This window comes from Photobacterium frigidiphilum, from assembly GCF_003025615.1.
Taxonomy (GTDB): Bacteria; Pseudomonadota; Gammaproteobacteria; order Enterobacterales; family Vibrionaceae; genus Photobacterium; species Photobacterium frigidiphilum.
In genome coordinates this window covers 58,043-73,090 of the sequence record NZ_PYMJ01000032.1, presented here as the reverse complement: position 1 = coordinate 73,090, position 15,048 = coordinate 58,043, and the positions used below count along the sequence as shown (strand labels likewise).

Below are 15,048 nucleotides of genomic sequence, written 5' to 3'. Positions count from 1 at the left end.
ACTCATATGCCTGCACAACCAGACATAGCCACAAACACAAATTAGCTCCTGCTACCGCGCTTGTGTATTTCAGATAGACTCGTGGTTCATTTAAGCTTCCATGCTCGCCCTGAACTCCGGGCACACTGTATGTGACATCACCAACCCAAACTTGGTTTGGCTCGGTTACTGCAAATTGTCGCTCCAGTTTATTGGGTACTTGAAGATGCTCATTATTTGCTTTTTTATAACGATGTTTAGGTTGTTGGCAGCTGACTAAATTGAGTTTTTTCATTACGTTACTAGCACGATAACGGCTAAGAGGAAAACCTCTTGCCGTCACCAATGCTGATATCGTTCTAGCACCAGCGGAGCCTTTACTGATTAGGTAAGCCGCTTTGACTTCACTACATAATTGAACGTATTCAACATCTATTTTTTGATTCCGATTACGCCAATATTTATAGCTACTACGGTGGATATTAAAGGCCTCACAAATAATGCTAACACTATGGCTCTGCTTGAGTTTTTCTATTAATGTGAATTGTTCAGTGAGTCTGACATCAATAGAGCCGTGGCTTTTTTTAGTATTAAATTATGCTCTTCCAAACGAGCTAACTTCTTTTTTAACTCACGGATTTCTATCTGCTCTGGTGTCATTGGAGAAGCTTTCGGTTTAATACCTTTTCTTTCTTCTTTGAGCTGGCGAACCCACTTATCCATAGTCGATTTACCCACATTCATCGCTTGGGCTGCCTCAATAATAGAATAGTTTTGGTCTAGGACTAATTGTGCCGACTCAAGTTTAAATTCAGCGCTAAAGATACGTCTTGTGCGTTTTGTCATTATGTCACCTATCGATTTATGAGGTGATGATATCACCTCTAACTAGGTGGCCAAATTCACCGTACCACTACAATATATTCAAAGCAAGAGGATTGGTGGTACGAAGAAGAAGTAAGAATGATATCTGTTTTGGAAAATAGTTATCAATTTATAGGTGAAAAATTTAAACCTAATATTGAGGATGATATCAAAAGTAAAATTAGGGTTCCCAACTTATTGAAAGAACACTCTGAAATTTGCTTAAATAAAATACCATTTGATGCTTTCGAATCTGTCATTTTTGGACATTCTGTCTCTAAGGAAAGTAAAAACATTATTATAAATATAATTAAAGATAACTCTTCTCTTACTCATCTTAAAATTCAAGAAGTTTACCACGATGTTTTTGGAGATTTGCACGTGAGGGATGCCAACCCCGTCTAGTAATGCGGGAGGAAAGGTTTGGCATACACTAGCAGCCAATGCCCTGCTACGTCGGCTTTAAGCGATGGTACTTTTACTGTGAGATATACGATCTTAGATCGTTGAATACAGTATTATGGCTTTCGAAATCTTATTTTTCATATGTGAGGTAAATGTATGAGTCACATATCACATTTGGCGTAAATCTGATGTGATTAGCTTGCATTTTATTAAGCCTAATACGGTCAGTCATGAATAAGAAAGAATTTATAGAGATTTATTTACGCCCAAAAGGTGCGAGTAGAACAGTAGTGAAACCTTATCCTTTTTTATGGTACAAGCTGTTTAATTCGAACGCGAAACCTTGTTTATTTGAATCACCATGGAAGCTCTTTGTTTGGCAATTAGTTCTGGGAACGGCGACTTGGGGGGGAGGTATGTGGCTAATGGTATGGCGGTTGCAAGAACCAAATGTTAAGAATCTATACATATCGCTACTTTTTGGCTTCACTACAGGTTTATGGTTGAGCTTGGAAGTTCTGTACTACTCAAAGAAGCTTAAAATCACATCATGGTCAGAGTGGTTAAGCGAGCACCATTTAGCTGAATAGCCATAAAAACATCAAGTTGACACGTATTACTCCGCAGTTTTGGTATGAAGTTTTATACGCTTGGTGAGTAAGCCCTGGCGCAACTGATGTTAGACGTTATACCCAATGCCCAAATTATGATTAACTAAACATGGAGGTTTGATATGGCTGAACAATTGAATTGTATCATTTACAATACGTTAGGATTAAATAAGAAACTGTTTTTAATTCGTGTTTATGGATTAGCAGTAGTATGGGCATTAGCCTTGGTTTTTTTGAATTATTTCATTTTCAATGATTTCGTCAAAGTTTTTTCGAACCCTAGTGATGATGAAATTTCTGCTGCATTGATTTTATTCTTAATTGACGCGCCACTTACTGAAACTCTAATATTTCAATGTTTTATACAAGCTGTACTTCGTCACGCAAAAGGAAGTCCAACGTTCTCAATAATAGGTTCTGCTATTATATTTTCCTTAGTTCACCTGCATAATTCGACGCTAAATGCAATTATAATAATAGCTCTTGGACTTGCTCTAGCTTTAACATATGAATATGTACGAATGAGAATTGGAAATATTTATGCTTTTATTTCTGTCTGTATAGCTCATATTTTATGGAATGTGTTTGCAGTTATTGGTATTCCATTCTTGTTCATTCTTTTAGGTCTGGAATAAAAAAGGCATAAAACAATAAAAATGATACATACACTCAGCGGGTTTGGTATAGCGTTTTCATGCATACACAAACAGCCTTTATTCTAAGGGCTGCTAGCGTACTCTCTATTAATTGTTAGTTCTTTAATGTATTTCTTAGCGTTCTGGCTGTTTTCATGATTAGAAATAAATTATGGCTATCCTGCTCTGCACCTATTTCTAAAATTGCGGTACCCGTTAATACTTTGTTTGAAGATATCCTTAACCCATTTGGTGATATTATATTTTCTTTGGCGATTCTCTACCCTACCCAGCTTTCGCTGGCTTCATTTTTACTTAAACCGCATTCAAGTTTGCAAAAAATATAGTTCCCTGAAAGTTTCGAAGACACAATGGATTTTGTAATCTTAACTAGATGACTAAAGGTATGATTTTTCTTGTGATTAGCTTTTGATTCATAATGAATGATAATCAATATCGAGATCAACATCGTATAAACTGATATTAGCTATGAGATTTTAGGCGTGATTTGTATAACTTATCATACATAACGGGCTAGAATGGCTTTCAGTGAACGTTAAGCTGCTAAGTCGCTGTTTAAAATAATGAATGTTTTGTAAACCAACTTTGATGGTTATGACTGTCTTTAGCTTTATTTAGTAGGATTAAACGGAATTATATTGATATGAACGAACAAACAGAAAGCAAATTTGAATATGTCGGGTTTTGGGCTCGAGTCGGTGCAACACTAATAGATACCATTATTATACTTATGATAAGTGCCCCTCTTATGTACATGTTTTATGGTGATTCATATCTGTATTCAGATGATTTTGTACTAGGGTTTGTAGATGTAATCGTGAATTATATATTCCCTTTAGTAGCCGTTCTTATTTTCTGGACTTATAAATCAGCAACGCCAGGGAAAATGGCCATTAAAGCAATTATTGTCGACGCAGATACTGGAAAACGACCAACAACGAAACAATATATTATTAGATATTTTGGATATTTTGGATATTTTATTTCAATTCTTCCACTTTGCTTAGGGCTGATGTGGGTAGGTTGGGATAGTAAGAAACAAGGCTGGCACGACAAACTCGCAAAAACAGTCGTTATTCGCCCGCAAAATCGCAGGGTAGAAAGCGTTAAATTCAACTTATAGGTATAACTGACTATCATTTTACCTGCCCATGCTGCTCTTAGGCAGTTCGCGTCAGTAAGCGAAAATCATTTTTAAGACCATTTTTTTACTGATGAGCATTAATTTCAACCATTAAAATGAGATGAAAAAATGAAAGAACTGCAATTTTTTACAAATGATAAAACGTTCACTTATATTGATGTAAGTTCACCGACATTTGAAGAAGAGAAAAGACAACTCTTAATACAAGATTTCGTGGTGAGTGGTGACAGAATTAGAGCCGATACAGTTGATAGTGCGATTGATAAACATAAGAATAGTTCGGGTGACCGAATGAAAGAGTATGCCGTCTTCAGCTTAGTTGCAGGGTTATTTGGCGGAATTTAGTAACCATATTACAAATAATCAGGGCGATGACTGCACTCATCGATGCATACACCAACACCTGCTTACTGTTAAAGTGAGAACTACTGATTAACTGCTCCGCGGTTCTTTGGTGGTTCCTTTTACTGTCTTTCTATTCTGAATATTTTAGACATGCCTCCCCTATCCTTTCTTGATCCAATTACAATCAATGCATTTCCCGTAATTATTTTGCCATATGTCTTCCCCCTACTGCTAACTGTTATCAACGGCTCTTTAGGCATTTGCCATTACCTCTAAAGCTATGATTTTGATTGGTTAATCTGTAAATCATACCCAATACAAATCAATAACATGATCAATATCATATGCATTGATATTGGTGGCGAGTTTTCAGACACATTTTGTATTATTTTCCATACATAACGAGCTAAAATGGCAGTCAGTAAGCGTTGAGAGATATACGATTTTAAAAGGAATTATTAATGATGTCTTATGAAAGTAGACTTAGATCAGCGCATGACGAGTTGCGTAATGCAGGAATCTGGAAGTCTAATTATAATCCACCGTTACATCGCATATTTAGGTGGTTAGGTGCAAATTCTCGTCCTCCTTTTTATAGAAGTTTTATTGTGAATTTTCTTACTTCATCTGCTTATTTTGGTACGACTTGGGGAGTAATCATGTGGTTTTCTGTATGGGAAACTGATGGTATGGATCTATCTATAGCTGTAATAACTGCATTATCTGCTGGTATTCTATTTGGATTAACGATGGCATTTTATTATGGGTTCACCTTCAGGAAGCATAATTTAACCAAATGGAATGATTTGCGTTGAAAATCTAATAAAATATTAACTGGTCTCAAAAAAAGGAGGCATCATTGCAAGAATTAATAGATCAATATACAGGTGTAGACGAAGATGGACGTCTTACTAGGCAGTTCATTACTCAGATGGAATTTGATACGACAATGCATGCATTGAAGGAGTATCTTACGCCAGAAATAAAGGTAATAGAGCAAGGTGCTGCAACGGGACGGTACTCTCTCAATTTTGCAAAAATGGGTTGTGATACAACAGCAATCGAGCTCGTACCTGATCAAGTTAATATCTTAAAACGCAAAGCAACAGAACAAGGTTTAACGCTTTCAATTTACGAAGGTAATGCTTGTTCAGTTCCATTTATTGAAAGTGATTCACATGACCTTTGCGTTATTCTTGGCCCATTGTACCACTTGCAAACACAAGAAGAGCGAGACCAAGCTATTTCAGAGGCCCATCGAATTCTAAAACCAAGTGGTGTTTTAGCTGTTGCCTATATATCACGTTATTTTGTGGCAGGCATGTTTGCTCAGCAATTCCCGCAACTTGTTACTCCTGAGGTTCTATCCATACTCTTTGAATCTGGTTTGGTTCCAAATAAGTTAGCCGATAGTTTTTTTAACGTGGGTTACTTTGCTTCTCCATCTGAAATGGAACGTCTTGTAAGTGAACATGGTTTTACTAAATTGCGCCATGTAGCCACTGATGGCTTTGGACGCTATATCTCGTCAGGCGTAAATAAATTCACTCCAGGACAATATAAAACGTGGTTGAGCTACCATCTAAAAACGTGTGATGAACCATCTCTTTTAGGTTCAAGTAATCACGGTTTGGTGATAGCTAGAAAAGCCATTTAAAAACATTAAGTAACACGTTTTACTCCGCAGTTTTGGTATGGCGTTCTGTGTGCTTGGTTAGTGTAAAGTTTGAACATCAAGCAACGTGCTTTGGAATTATGGTATTTTGTGGTAATTCGTAAGTTGCAGGCGTTAACTGGCAGAGGAAATATGGACGTTTCATTGATTACAATCGATAAAGATGATCGCAATGTATTAGAAAATTTATTTCATTATTATATTTATGAGATGTCAGATTTTTTAGCTTTATCGCCCAATCAAGATGGTCACTTTGGCTATAACAAATCGCAGTTCGATATTTATTGGAAAAGTGAATGTCACCTCCCCTATTTTATTTATGTTGATCAGGAATTAGCTGGTTTTGTTTTGATCCGAAAGTATCCTTCAGATCCATCGATTAATGATGTCGAACAATTTTTTGTTCTACGGAAATTCAATGGAAAAGGTGTTGGTAAAAAAGCGTTTAAGTTGGTAACACAATTAATATCGGGTAATTGGCAAATTCGGGTGCTAATAGAAAATTCTCGCGCATTACATTTTTGGGAATCCTCAGTCTCGAATATAGTAGGACAAAATTACACACTGTCTAAAGGTATTGATATTGATCTTTTAATGTTCTTCATACGATTTGAAGTAGCCAGTTAAAGATCATGCTGGCTTTAAATAATAAAATCGCTGAGTTTTTCATCAACCACTGGTATGGCACTACACATTGACAACATCGAGTATTTATTGAGCAATGCAGATGGTATTTGAATATCACGCATCTTATTTTCAATCTTCTGTGTTTTTGACGAATTCATTAGATCAGAAGGTAAGGTACGTGTCTACTTCATGAACTACAAAGGTATTTTATGGGGATTCGTAAGGGTTACATGAATAGTTCATAATTGAGTTAACTCATTGATATTTAGATTTATAGTTTATTTTTTGTTCAAACAAAAGTGTTCTGCATGCGATAAGTTGCTTTTATTAGACTTCTCTCATATTGATGATACTATTAGCCACTTGGTTTGTTATAAGTTTTTGTTATGAAAGAATTAATTACTTTATCGTTTATACTCCTGTCTCTTACTGGTTGTGTTACGAAGAAAATTCCTGTTAATCCAGCTGCAAAAAACATATCTAAAATATCAGAACATTCGGTTAATTTTCTTGGATGTGAATTGCTGAAAACACATACAATACAAGGTGCGCATCCAAATAATATTGAACCTGAATTAAAAAATGTGACTTATAAAAGTGGCGGAAATCACTTTAGTATAATTGAAGTTTTAGATACGAAGAAAAAACGCCCTTCAAGTGTTGTCGCTGCAATTTACCAATGTGGTAAGAGTTCAGACAAGGCTAAAATCTCATCGGAAATGACGCAGCTTTTGCCGGGTGCTCATATGGTTAAGGCCATATCATTTGCAGAAATTGAAAATTCCACATGCAAACTTATTGGTTCACATTTTGTTAAAGAAACGTCTCCTGAAGCTGTTATGACTAACTTGGCAAACGAGACCTATATGATGTCAGGTAATCGTTATCAAATAACGAAGATAATATCGATACAAGATGGAGCTCCTACATCGGTATATGCTGATATTTACCGATGCAAACATAAAAGCGCACATTTCTGATTTTAATCTTTTTGAAAAACATATTAAACCAAGTATTCACGTGCTTGGTTTTTTTTGTGATCGGGTAGCCGAGGGTCTTTAACCCTTCCCCCTACACCACCCATCATGCGGGCCTGCAATGGGTGGTTTAAATAGACCCTGATGTTTCAGGTAAGCATTCGATAATGCTTGCTGAATTCCAAGTGTTTTAGCTACGTGGCTTTGTGTTTCATTAACCGTTAATTTTAAGCGCTCGCGGATCCCACATAATTTTACGCCGTTATTCTTGTTATGGGTGTTATCAACTATGGCTAGCAAAACTGTAAGTCGATGAAAAATATGAGATAACCTTAAGGTATTATTGTCAAACACTGGTGTCTAATTGATGTGCAGTGTTGGTTGAATTTAATGTTTGATGATAAGGATTTCATATGTTTAAGCAATTACTAATGGCGGGGGGTCTGGCCCTTTTTATGACTGGCTGTGCAAGTGTACCAATGGCTGACTCATCGAAAGACGCTGAATTAAAAGGATTTGAGGCTCCATCGGATGTCGCAGGTGTTTACATCTATCGAAATGAAACACTTGGTTCTGCTATTACAATGGATGTTGACGTTAACGATAAGCCATTAGGTAGCACCGCAGCGAATACATATCTTTATACAGAATTACCTGAAGGCAAGCATGTAATTAAATCAGAAGCTGAAAACACTTCGACACTAGAGGTTGAGGTTGAGGTTGAGGTTGAGGTTGAGGTTGAGGTTGAGGTTGAGGTTGAGGTTGAGGTTGAGGTTGATAATGGGCTTATATATTACATATGGCAAGAAGTAAAAATGGGGATTATGTCAGCTCGTAGTAAATTACAACAAGTTGATGAAGTCACGGGACAAAATGGCGTAAATGAATCAAAGCTTGCAGTTTCAAATTATTAAAAGCCATTCAATAGCAAGTAGCGTGTTCAACTTGAACGCGACTTGCCATAACAGATAAGGATATGTGTCGCGGAGTCGACTTTTCAACATCCCACTCATGAATAACCAATAATACGCCCCCTATTTGATGATTGTGTTGTTACTATTAAACACTTGATGTAATTACAAGATATACGATCTGAGATAGTTAAATATGAGACATGCACCGCCATAATAGGTATCGTCAATATTTATATACTTATTATATTATCATTGATGTTTTTATTATTAGGATGTTATGATTGTATTTATTATAGTCACCTTATGCATTACTTCATCATTTAGATGAATAAATTTCGATGATATTTGTTGAATAATAGATATGATAATAATACAGTTTTAATGGCTGATACTGGCTATTGAACTGCTTTGGTATGCTGAATTTTTACTATTGGTAATATTAAACTGTCAATGAGTATTGTTATAACACCTCATTGCAGGTGTTATATATAAACATAGTGTGTTATTTAGACAAATTAAGGGTATTACCTTGCCAGAGTTAAAAACAGTTGGGCTTTTCTTTATTACTGCTATAGCAGAAATTATTGGGTGTTATTTGCCTTATTTATGGTTGCGTGAGGGTAAAACAATATGGTTATTAATACCTGCCGCCATTTCTTTGGCGCTTTTCGCATGGTTACTAACACTTCATCCAGCGGCGGCTGGTCGCGTGTATGCAGCCTATGGTGGTGTTTATATATTCTCTGCAATATTGTGGCTCTGGTTAGTAGATGGGATTCGTCCAACAGTTTGGGATTTTGTGGGCGTATTAGTTGCTTTACTTGGCATGGCAATAATCATGTTTTCACCACGCCCCGCATAAAGGCTTTAAGGTGATGTATTACGCCGTTGTTTAGAGCCTTTCTTAGCGTTCTTGCTGTTTTCATAATTAGTGATAGGTTGTAGTTAATTCGAAGATCCTTAATTCATTTTGTGAATTTATATTTTCTTTGGCAATTCTCATCCTATCCTACTTTCGCTTATTCTACCCTCTTTCTGTGTACATTCTCATAATCAAACCGACTTTGCCCTTCACTAGAATCAGCCTCCTAAATGTATGATTTTTTTAGGGTTAACTCATAATAGATAACAGGCAGCCAACGTAAATAGGCAAAGGCAGAAGATCATGATTTTGAGGCGGATTTTGAAAATCAGAAAAGACAACATTATCAATTTGGTTTGATTATGTTTGTTGTTATCGATAAAAACATTATCACCTCTAGAAGCCCTTCAGCCTCAATGGATGTGGCTTTCGCTGTTACCCTGTCTAATAATACAGGGGAAATATTTGGCATACATTAACAGCTAGCACCCTGTTTCGCTGGCTATTTTTTACGAACCAATTTAAGTCATTGTGGTGTTACGACTAATGTTTGATACAATTACGAGCTATACGATCTTAGATCGTTGATTATAACGTTAGCAATCTTGGAGTATTCATAAATGAATAGTATTGATCTATTTGTAAAAAACTGGGGTAGTAAAAACTCCATGGTTCCAATAAATAATCATGACATTGAAGAGCTGGAATCAAAATTAAATGTTTTGTTACCTGACTCATACAAATATTTAATATCTACATATGGCTTGGTTCACACTCCAAATGTGTTAACTAAGACTTGTGATTTAGGCTCCGATATTTCTGAAGTACAAGATTTTTTAAGCCTAGAAGATGTATTTTCACTATCACAGCTATATGAAATGGGCGGTATGCCAAAAGGGCATGTTTTGTTTGCATCTGATTGTAAGGGAAACATGTTTTGTTTCAAACTTGCCGATTGTGCAAGTAAGCAAATAGATTCACCCGTATGGTTTTTTGACTATGGCCTTTGCACCGTTAAAAAAGTCTCTGATTCTTTCACCGACTGGCTAGATCAGTTCAATGAGCTTTAATACATGATGCGAACAGAGCCTATTAGGGCAAGAACATTGAAGTTGTTTGAGCAGAATAGGTATATTCCAATGCTCTCGCCTAAATTTGGATTGATTAGTCGCTACCCTGCCAGTATGGGATGTATTGCATCTTTGAGTAGCTTGTCATTGATAGCTGCGTAAAAAGGCATTAATGGCGTGTTCAGCATAACGCGTCATCTCTTGCTCATTCATCACTCGGTCGGTATACAGCGCCTCAATATGACGGTTACCTTTAAGTGCCCCCAATAATTGCTCACAAGCCAGAAACGCGTCGTCAATCTGCAACCGGCCCAAGCGGTCTTGCTGTTCCAAAAATGCCAGCACGGTGCTTTGAGAATGATGAGCTCCTCGTTCAAGGAAATAACTGACTAACTCTGGCTCCTGTTGATTGTTTGCCAATACCAAACGAGACAATTTCAACATTTTGGGGGCGTATATGAATTTCATGTAGTTACAAGCAAACATCACCAATTGGTTTTTAAGTTCTTCTTCCTCAGTTGCTTCAAACTTCAACACTTCGCCCAACTGCTCTGTGACTTCATGGACGACGGCTTTTAGCAGGCCTCTCTTATCGCCAAAATAGCTGTAAAGGGTGAGTTTGGAACCGCCACAACGCTCGATTAATTGATCCAAGCCGGTCGCTTCATAACCCTGTTCAAGAAAAAGTTCGGTCGCAACATCCAAGTAGCGTTGACGTTTTTTCATGCTTGACGGACGCATTATAATGATACTCCTTAGTACTATTTCTTTCGGTTAGGGGTTGCAACCCCCATGATAGCACATTATGATACTGTACCGTATAGTATCATAATTAAATAAAATGATGAAAATAATAATTCTGCATTGCCTCATGTTCAGTTTTTTATTGCTGCCGCTTTATTTCTTACTGGCACCAATGCCGCTCATCTCTACTCTCGATAATGGTCACGAACACCGTGAGATTTCACAGTGGGACCTTTCGAACAATTCTTAATCTTTAATCCGTCGTTACAAGATATTGTACCGTACTGTGTTAATTATGGCTGTGAATATGAATATGAATATGAATATGAATATGAAAACAATGATAAAAAAAAGCGTAGTTGCAAGTTTGCTAGCGTGCGCTGTTGCAGGGTTTTACTATTACCTAGCACCAGCGCCGGGTATGGTGGCAACCGACAATGCCTATGTACACGGAGAAATATCCCAAATCAGCGCCGAGGTTGCAGGTGTCGTGACCAAGGTCTATGTCACCGATAACCAGTATGTACAGGCGGGTGAATTGCTGGCTGAAGTCGACAAACGCGACTACATCGCCCTTAGGGATCAGGCTAAAAGCGCCTTCGCTATGGCTGAAGCGACTGTGGCTAATGTCAACGAGCGTATAAAACTGCAAATGATCAATATCGATGAAGCGGCCACCCGCATCACTTCAGCCAAATCCGATGCAGACTTCCAGCATAAAGAGTGGCAACGTTTTTCCGATCTGCTGCGCAAAAAGCTGATTTCAAAATCAAGCTATGACGGCCAGAAGACCCAGAAGCAGCAATCTAGTGCCGATCTTGATGCCACTAAATTACAGCTGGCTGCAGCCAAGCAGCAGCTAACTACCCTGAAAACCGAGCGGGCGCGTATGATCGCCCAACGCGATCAAGCCGACGCTGCATTGGATCTGGCGAAGTTGAATCTGGAAGATACCGAGCTTCGAGCACCAATCAGCGGTATCGTCGGCAACCGAGTGGTTCGTGCCGGACGCTATGTCAACAAAGGTAATCCTCTGCTGGCGATAGTGCCAATCGACGATATCTGGATAGAGGCTAATTACAAAGAAAATCAGATCACCAACATCTACCCAGGTCAGGAAGTGCATATCAACTTAGATAGCTTTCCTAATTACCAGCTCAAGGGATATGTGATCAGTGCTTCGCCTGCCACTGGCGCACAATTCAGTCTGCTACCGCCCGACAATGCCACCGGCAACTTCGTCAAAATTGTTCAGCGAGTACCCGTTAAGATCTCTATTCAGCTACCTGATGAGCTTCGCGGCAGAATCGTTCCCGGCCTGTCTGCCGAAGTCGAAGTTGATACCAACGACAAGGCCTAATGATGAAAATTCAACCCTTTGCAATTCTTGCTCTGGCCTTGCTGGCACTTTTCCCTCAGGGGATAACAGCTGAGATCTATACCACTGGAGCTGCAGAAATGGCCGGAACATTAGGCTTGTCAGCAGACGAAGCCTCTTGGTTCAAAACCCTGAACATGTTCGGGCAGTTGACGGCTTTTCCTCTAGCAGCATGGCTATCCTACCGTATCGGCTATCGTGCTCTGTTCCGGCTCGGTGCGGGGATCGGCCTGATCTGCGCCCTGATCAGCAGCCTGTGGATGAGTTCGGCCCCGCAAATGATCGCTTGGTTCGGCCACGGCGTTTCTGCTAGCTTCTTACTACTGTTTGCCCATGCCATTGTATTGCGCAATCTGGGTTATCGTGCGATTGCTTTTGTTGAAGGTGTAATGTTGCTCAGTGTGGTATTGATTCCCCTGAGTATCTATCCCTATTTCCTCTCTCACTTGGCCGAAAATAACCTCTGGCACTGGTCTTTTGCCGTTCAGGTAATCCCCTTTATTGGCATGCTCTATTGGGCGCGGTTCGGCCATTGGCCTTGCCCCGATGAGCGCCAGAAAATCCGCTTTAATTTTCTGCAGGCGGTACTGCTAAGCGGTTTTATCTGCGGTGTAACTTATCTGTTACTGCGAGGCGAACGCTTTAACTGGTTTCGCGATCCGGAGATCGTCGAGCTGACCTTGCTGACCCTCGTAATCGGTGCAGCAGCGATCATTGCTATGCGACGCCGTTGGGGTAAAGGAGAATATCTTCGCTTTAAGGCTCTAGCCAGTCCCCATGGGAAAGTGGGTATGCTCGATGCTGCGGTGGCAGGCTTTGTGATCATGGGAACCACGATTCTGGTTTCAACCTATGTCACCCAAGTCATGCATTATAGCCATGAGCATTTGGGCGAGCTGGAAATGATTGGCTTTGCTGGTATGATTGGCGGCCTGATCATTGCGCTGATAGCCACCTGCAACCCAAAGAGAAACCCAGAAAACGTTATTCCAGCAGGCGTCTCTATTATGCTATTAGCGTGTGCTTTGCTTGCTGGCAGCAATGCCCACAGTGGTGTATCCGATCTCTGGCCTGCTTTACTGCTCAAAGGCTTGGCTGTGGGTATTCTCAATATCACCCTGACTGTTCATATTTTACGTAGTTTTCCCAAACATCAGGTGGCCGAAGGAATTACCTGGTTTTATCTATTCCGTAACTTTGGTTCGTTACTTGCCATCACTGAATTTTCGCGGTTGATGTATATAGAAACGGTGGGGTCGGTCAGCAAGTTAGCCGAAAACTACAATGCCAGCAGCGAGACTTTTGTTCTACACCAACAAATGACAGCCGATTTGCTGCGGCAGGGAATGATTAACCCGAGCTCAGAACAAATAGCTTTACTGTTAAGCGAACAGTTGAAAACTCAGGCCATGTCAGTTGCGGGAGTCAACAACTTCCAGTGGATTATATTCTCTATTATCCTTCTGGTTCCAATTATGGTGATCGCGATGAAGTGGGCCAACAACCAGCCTCACCATCAAGACAATGAGAGCGAGGTTCACTAATATTAGGCTATGTCTGAATAAGCTGTTTTGGAACGTCACTCGCCACTAACAATATGATTTTTAATGGTTAACCCACCATACATAATCAATTTGAATTGATATTGCGATCGACATCATACAGATTAATATCAGTGATGAGTTTTCATACATAAAGAGCTAGGATAGCAGGCAACCTAACGGCGAAAATGCAAAGGCAGCACTTATGAAAAAACTCTTAAACATGGTTTTAATTACTAATATATTGGCGGCATTGGTTGTGTTACTGCTCTCCAAATATATTGCGTTTTTTGCTTCAACAAGCCTGAGTGATTTCTTATTTTTTGTTGTCATTGTTATTTGGGGTATTGCCGGTTTAACTTGGGAAGGCAGTAATGATAGTCGTAATTGGGAACTTGATCCCACAGCTAAGAAAGCCAAGGAGATGGTAGCAGGTCATGACTTTGAGACGGATTTTGAAAATCAGAAAAGACAAAATTATCAATTCGGTTTAATTATGTTTATCGCGGGTTTGCCTGCCTTTTTAGGCTGTCTTTTACTGATCTTTATATTTTAATTTTTGCTAGTTTAAGTATGGGTATATACCCAAGTTAGGATGACGATTATGAAAAAGGTTATTCTCTTTCTATGTCAGGGTGTAGAAGAATACGAAGCAAGTGTATTTACTGATGCGCTTGGCTGGACAACAACATATGGTTTAGAACCCATTGAACTTGTGACTGTTGGTTTACGTTCAAAAGTAAAATGCGCATGGAACTTTACGATTGAACCTGAATGTCAGTTAAGTGAAATAGACATTAATGATTTCGATGCCCTAGCAATTCCTGGTGGTATGAGTCGTGCAGGGTTTTATGAAGATGCATACGATGAAAGATTACTATCGTTAATCCGTGATTTTGATTCGCAAGACAAGCTAATCGCTTCTGTCTGTGTTGGTGCATTACCCATTGCTAAAAGTGGTGTGCTTAATGGCCGTAACGGCACAACTTACCATTTAAGTGAAAAGCGTCAGACTCAAATGAAAGAGATGGGGGTAAATATCATCCAACAGCCTATCGTTATCGATAAAAACATAATCACCTCTAGAAGCCCTTCAGCCGCAATGGATGTTGCTTTCGCTGTTGTAGAAAAGCTCACATCAACGGCTAACTTAAATCGCATTAAAGAAGGCATGGGATTCATCGAAAAATCATGAGATTAATAAAGCACTACGCCAGTAACTTGTATTAAACTTGGTTGCTGACGTAGTGCTTAGA

General features: G+C 39.0%; 18 protein-coding genes and 1 pseudogene. 17 read left to right on the top strand and 2 right to left on the bottom strand.

Annotation, left to right across the window (positions count from 1 at the left end; translation table 11 throughout):
• Positions 1–127: 127 nt before the first annotated feature.
• Positions 128–825, bottom strand: a pseudogene (locus tag C9J12_RS23305) (IS3 family transposase); the annotation flags it as partial.
• A 117-nt stretch (positions 826–942) separates the two neighbouring features.
• Between C9J12_RS23305 and C9J12_RS23300 the strand changes: the two are divergent.
• The 13 genes from C9J12_RS23300 (at position 943) to C9J12_RS23240 (ending at position 10,129) form a co-directional block, all read left to right on the top strand.
• Positions 943–1,248 (top strand): hypothetical protein, encoded by a 306-nt coding sequence (locus tag C9J12_RS23300; RefSeq protein WP_107244893.1) that lies wholly within the window; start codon positions 943–945, stop codon positions 1,246–1,248.
• Between the two features lie 230 nt (positions 1,249–1,478).
• Entirely contained in the window at positions 1,479–1,838 is a 360-nt protein-coding gene (locus C9J12_RS23295) for a DUF6404 family protein (protein WP_107244892.1), read from the top strand.
• A gap of 143 nt (positions 1,839–1,981) precedes the next feature.
• On the top strand, positions 1,982–2,494 hold the full coding sequence (locus C9J12_RS23290; protein ID WP_107244891.1) for a CPBP family intramembrane glutamic endopeptidase: 513 nt from the start codon (positions 1,982–1,984) through the stop codon (positions 2,492–2,494).
• A gap of 155 nt (positions 2,495–2,649) precedes the next feature.
• Positions 2,650–2,841, top strand: a complete 192-nt coding sequence (locus C9J12_RS30820) for a hypothetical protein (protein ID WP_170111863.1) — start codon at positions 2,650–2,652, stop codon at positions 2,839–2,841.
• A 317-nt stretch (positions 2,842–3,158) separates the two neighbouring features.
• The gene (locus C9J12_RS23280; protein WP_107244890.1) at positions 3,159–3,638 is read left to right on the top strand and encodes an RDD family protein; all 480 of its coding nucleotides are present in this window, start codon (positions 3,159–3,161) and stop codon (positions 3,636–3,638) included.
• A gap of 129 nt (positions 3,639–3,767) precedes the next feature.
• Complete coding sequence (locus tag C9J12_RS23275) at positions 3,768–4,004, top strand: hypothetical protein (protein ID WP_107244889.1); 237 nt, start codon at positions 3,768–3,770, stop codon at positions 4,002–4,004.
• A gap of 461 nt (positions 4,005–4,465) precedes the next feature.
• Complete coding sequence (locus C9J12_RS23270; RefSeq protein ID WP_107244888.1) at positions 4,466–4,819, top strand: DUF6404 family protein; 354 nt, start codon at positions 4,466–4,468, stop codon at positions 4,817–4,819.
• 44 nt (positions 4,820–4,863) lie between these two features.
• Positions 4,864–5,661, top strand: a complete 798-nt coding sequence (locus C9J12_RS23265) for a class I SAM-dependent methyltransferase (RefSeq protein ID WP_107244887.1) — start codon at positions 4,864–4,866, stop codon at positions 5,659–5,661.
• 69 nt (positions 5,662–5,730) lie between these two features.
• Positions 5,731–6,306 carry a GNAT family N-acetyltransferase gene (locus tag C9J12_RS23260; RefSeq protein WP_407675699.1) on the top strand — a complete coding sequence of 192 codons (576 nt, stop codon included), beginning with the start codon at positions 5,731–5,733 and terminating at the stop codon, positions 6,304–6,306.
• Between the two features lie 386 nt (positions 6,307–6,692).
• Positions 6,693–7,286 carry a DUF1471 domain-containing protein gene (locus C9J12_RS23255; RefSeq protein WP_107244885.1) on the top strand — a complete coding sequence of 198 codons (594 nt, stop codon included), beginning with the start codon at positions 6,693–6,695 and terminating at the stop codon, positions 7,284–7,286.
• 410 nt (positions 7,287–7,696) lie between these two features.
• On the top strand, positions 7,697–8,197 hold the full coding sequence (locus C9J12_RS23250; protein WP_107244884.1) for a DUF2846 domain-containing protein: 501 nt from the start codon (positions 7,697–7,699) through the stop codon (positions 8,195–8,197).
• A gap of 529 nt (positions 8,198–8,726) precedes the next feature.
• Positions 8,727–9,059, top strand: a complete 333-nt coding sequence (locus C9J12_RS23245; RefSeq protein ID WP_107244883.1) for a YnfA family protein — start codon at positions 8,727–8,729, stop codon at positions 9,057–9,059.
• Positions 9,060–9,679: 620 nt separating this feature from the next.
• The gene (locus C9J12_RS23240; protein ID WP_107244882.1) at positions 9,680–10,129 is read left to right on the top strand and encodes an SMI1/KNR4 family protein; all 450 of its coding nucleotides are present in this window, start codon (positions 9,680–9,682) and stop codon (positions 10,127–10,129) included.
• 144 nt (positions 10,130–10,273) lie between these two features.
• Here C9J12_RS23240 and C9J12_RS23235 read toward each other — a convergent pair whose 3' ends face one another.
• Positions 10,274–10,870: a TetR/AcrR family transcriptional regulator gene (locus tag C9J12_RS23235; protein ID WP_011220574.1), complete on the bottom strand. Its 597-nt coding sequence runs from the start codon at positions 10,868–10,870 to the stop codon at positions 10,274–10,276.
• Positions 10,871–11,180: 310 nt separating this feature from the next.
• Here C9J12_RS23235 and C9J12_RS23230 point away from each other — a divergent pair, with 310 nt between their 5' ends.
• From C9J12_RS23230 to C9J12_RS23215, 4 genes are all read left to right on the top strand, one after another.
• The gene (locus tag C9J12_RS23230; protein ID WP_227876437.1) at positions 11,181–12,233 is read left to right on the top strand and encodes an HlyD family secretion protein; all 1,053 of its coding nucleotides are present in this window, start codon (positions 11,181–11,183) and stop codon (positions 12,231–12,233) included.
• Positions 12,233–13,795 carry an MFS transporter gene (locus C9J12_RS23225; RefSeq protein ID WP_170111862.1) on the top strand — a complete coding sequence of 521 codons (1,563 nt, stop codon included), beginning with the start codon at positions 12,233–12,235 and terminating at the stop codon, positions 13,793–13,795. The genes C9J12_RS23230 and C9J12_RS23225 overlap by 1 nt, the downstream gene beginning before the upstream one ends.
• 202 nt (positions 13,796–13,997) lie before the next feature.
• Positions 13,998–14,348, top strand: a complete 351-nt coding sequence (locus C9J12_RS23220) for a hypothetical protein (RefSeq protein WP_107244880.1) — start codon at positions 13,998–14,000, stop codon at positions 14,346–14,348.
• Between the two features lie 48 nt (positions 14,349–14,396).
• The gene (locus tag C9J12_RS23215) at positions 14,397–14,987 is read left to right on the top strand and encodes a DJ-1/PfpI family protein (protein WP_107244879.1); all 591 of its coding nucleotides are present in this window, start codon (positions 14,397–14,399) and stop codon (positions 14,985–14,987) included.
• Positions 14,988–15,048 lie beyond the last annotated feature (61 nt).

What these genes read in the sequence shown, in the direction of transcription:
- C9J12_RS23250 (WP_107244884.1), top strand. Translation starts at nt 7,697, where the DNA reads ATGTTTAAGCAATTACTAATGGCGGGGGGTCTGGCCCTTTTTATGACT.
- C9J12_RS23235 (WP_011220574.1), bottom strand. Translation starts at nt 10,870, where the DNA reads ATGCGTCCGTCAAGCATGAAAAAACGTCAACGCTACTTGGATGTTGCG.
- C9J12_RS23225 (WP_170111862.1), top strand. Translation starts at nt 12,233, where the DNA reads ATGATGAAAATTCAACCCTTTGCAATTCTTGCTCTGGCCTTGCTGGCA.
- C9J12_RS23300 (WP_107244893.1), top strand. Translation starts at nt 943, where the DNA reads ATGATATCTGTTTTGGAAAATAGTTATCAATTTATAGGTGAAAAATTT.
- C9J12_RS23295 (WP_107244892.1), top strand. Translation starts at nt 1,479, where the DNA reads ATGAATAAGAAAGAATTTATAGAGATTTATTTACGCCCAAAAGGTGCG.
- C9J12_RS23280 (WP_107244890.1), top strand. Translation starts at nt 3,159, where the DNA reads ATGAACGAACAAACAGAAAGCAAATTTGAATATGTCGGGTTTTGGGCT.
- C9J12_RS23230 (WP_227876437.1), top strand. Translation starts at nt 11,181, where the DNA reads ATGAATATGAATATGAATATGAATATGAAAACAATGATAAAAAAAAGC.
- C9J12_RS23270 (WP_107244888.1), top strand. Translation starts at nt 4,466, where the DNA reads ATGATGTCTTATGAAAGTAGACTTAGATCAGCGCATGACGAGTTGCGT.
- C9J12_RS23275 (WP_107244889.1), top strand. Translation starts at nt 3,768, where the DNA reads ATGAAAGAACTGCAATTTTTTACAAATGATAAAACGTTCACTTATATT.
- C9J12_RS23255 (WP_107244885.1), top strand. Translation starts at nt 6,693, where the DNA reads ATGAAAGAATTAATTACTTTATCGTTTATACTCCTGTCTCTTACTGGT.
- C9J12_RS23220 (WP_107244880.1), top strand. Translation starts at nt 13,998, where the DNA reads ATGAAAAAACTCTTAAACATGGTTTTAATTACTAATATATTGGCGGCA.
- C9J12_RS30820 (WP_170111863.1), top strand. Translation starts at nt 2,650, where the DNA reads ATGATTAGAAATAAATTATGGCTATCCTGCTCTGCACCTATTTCTAAA.
- C9J12_RS23290 (WP_107244891.1), top strand. Translation starts at nt 1,982, where the DNA reads ATGGCTGAACAATTGAATTGTATCATTTACAATACGTTAGGATTAAAT.
- C9J12_RS23215 (WP_107244879.1), top strand. Translation starts at nt 14,397, where the DNA reads ATGAAAAAGGTTATTCTCTTTCTATGTCAGGGTGTAGAAGAATACGAA.
- C9J12_RS23240 (WP_107244882.1), top strand. Translation starts at nt 9,680, where the DNA reads ATGAATAGTATTGATCTATTTGTAAAAAACTGGGGTAGTAAAAACTCC.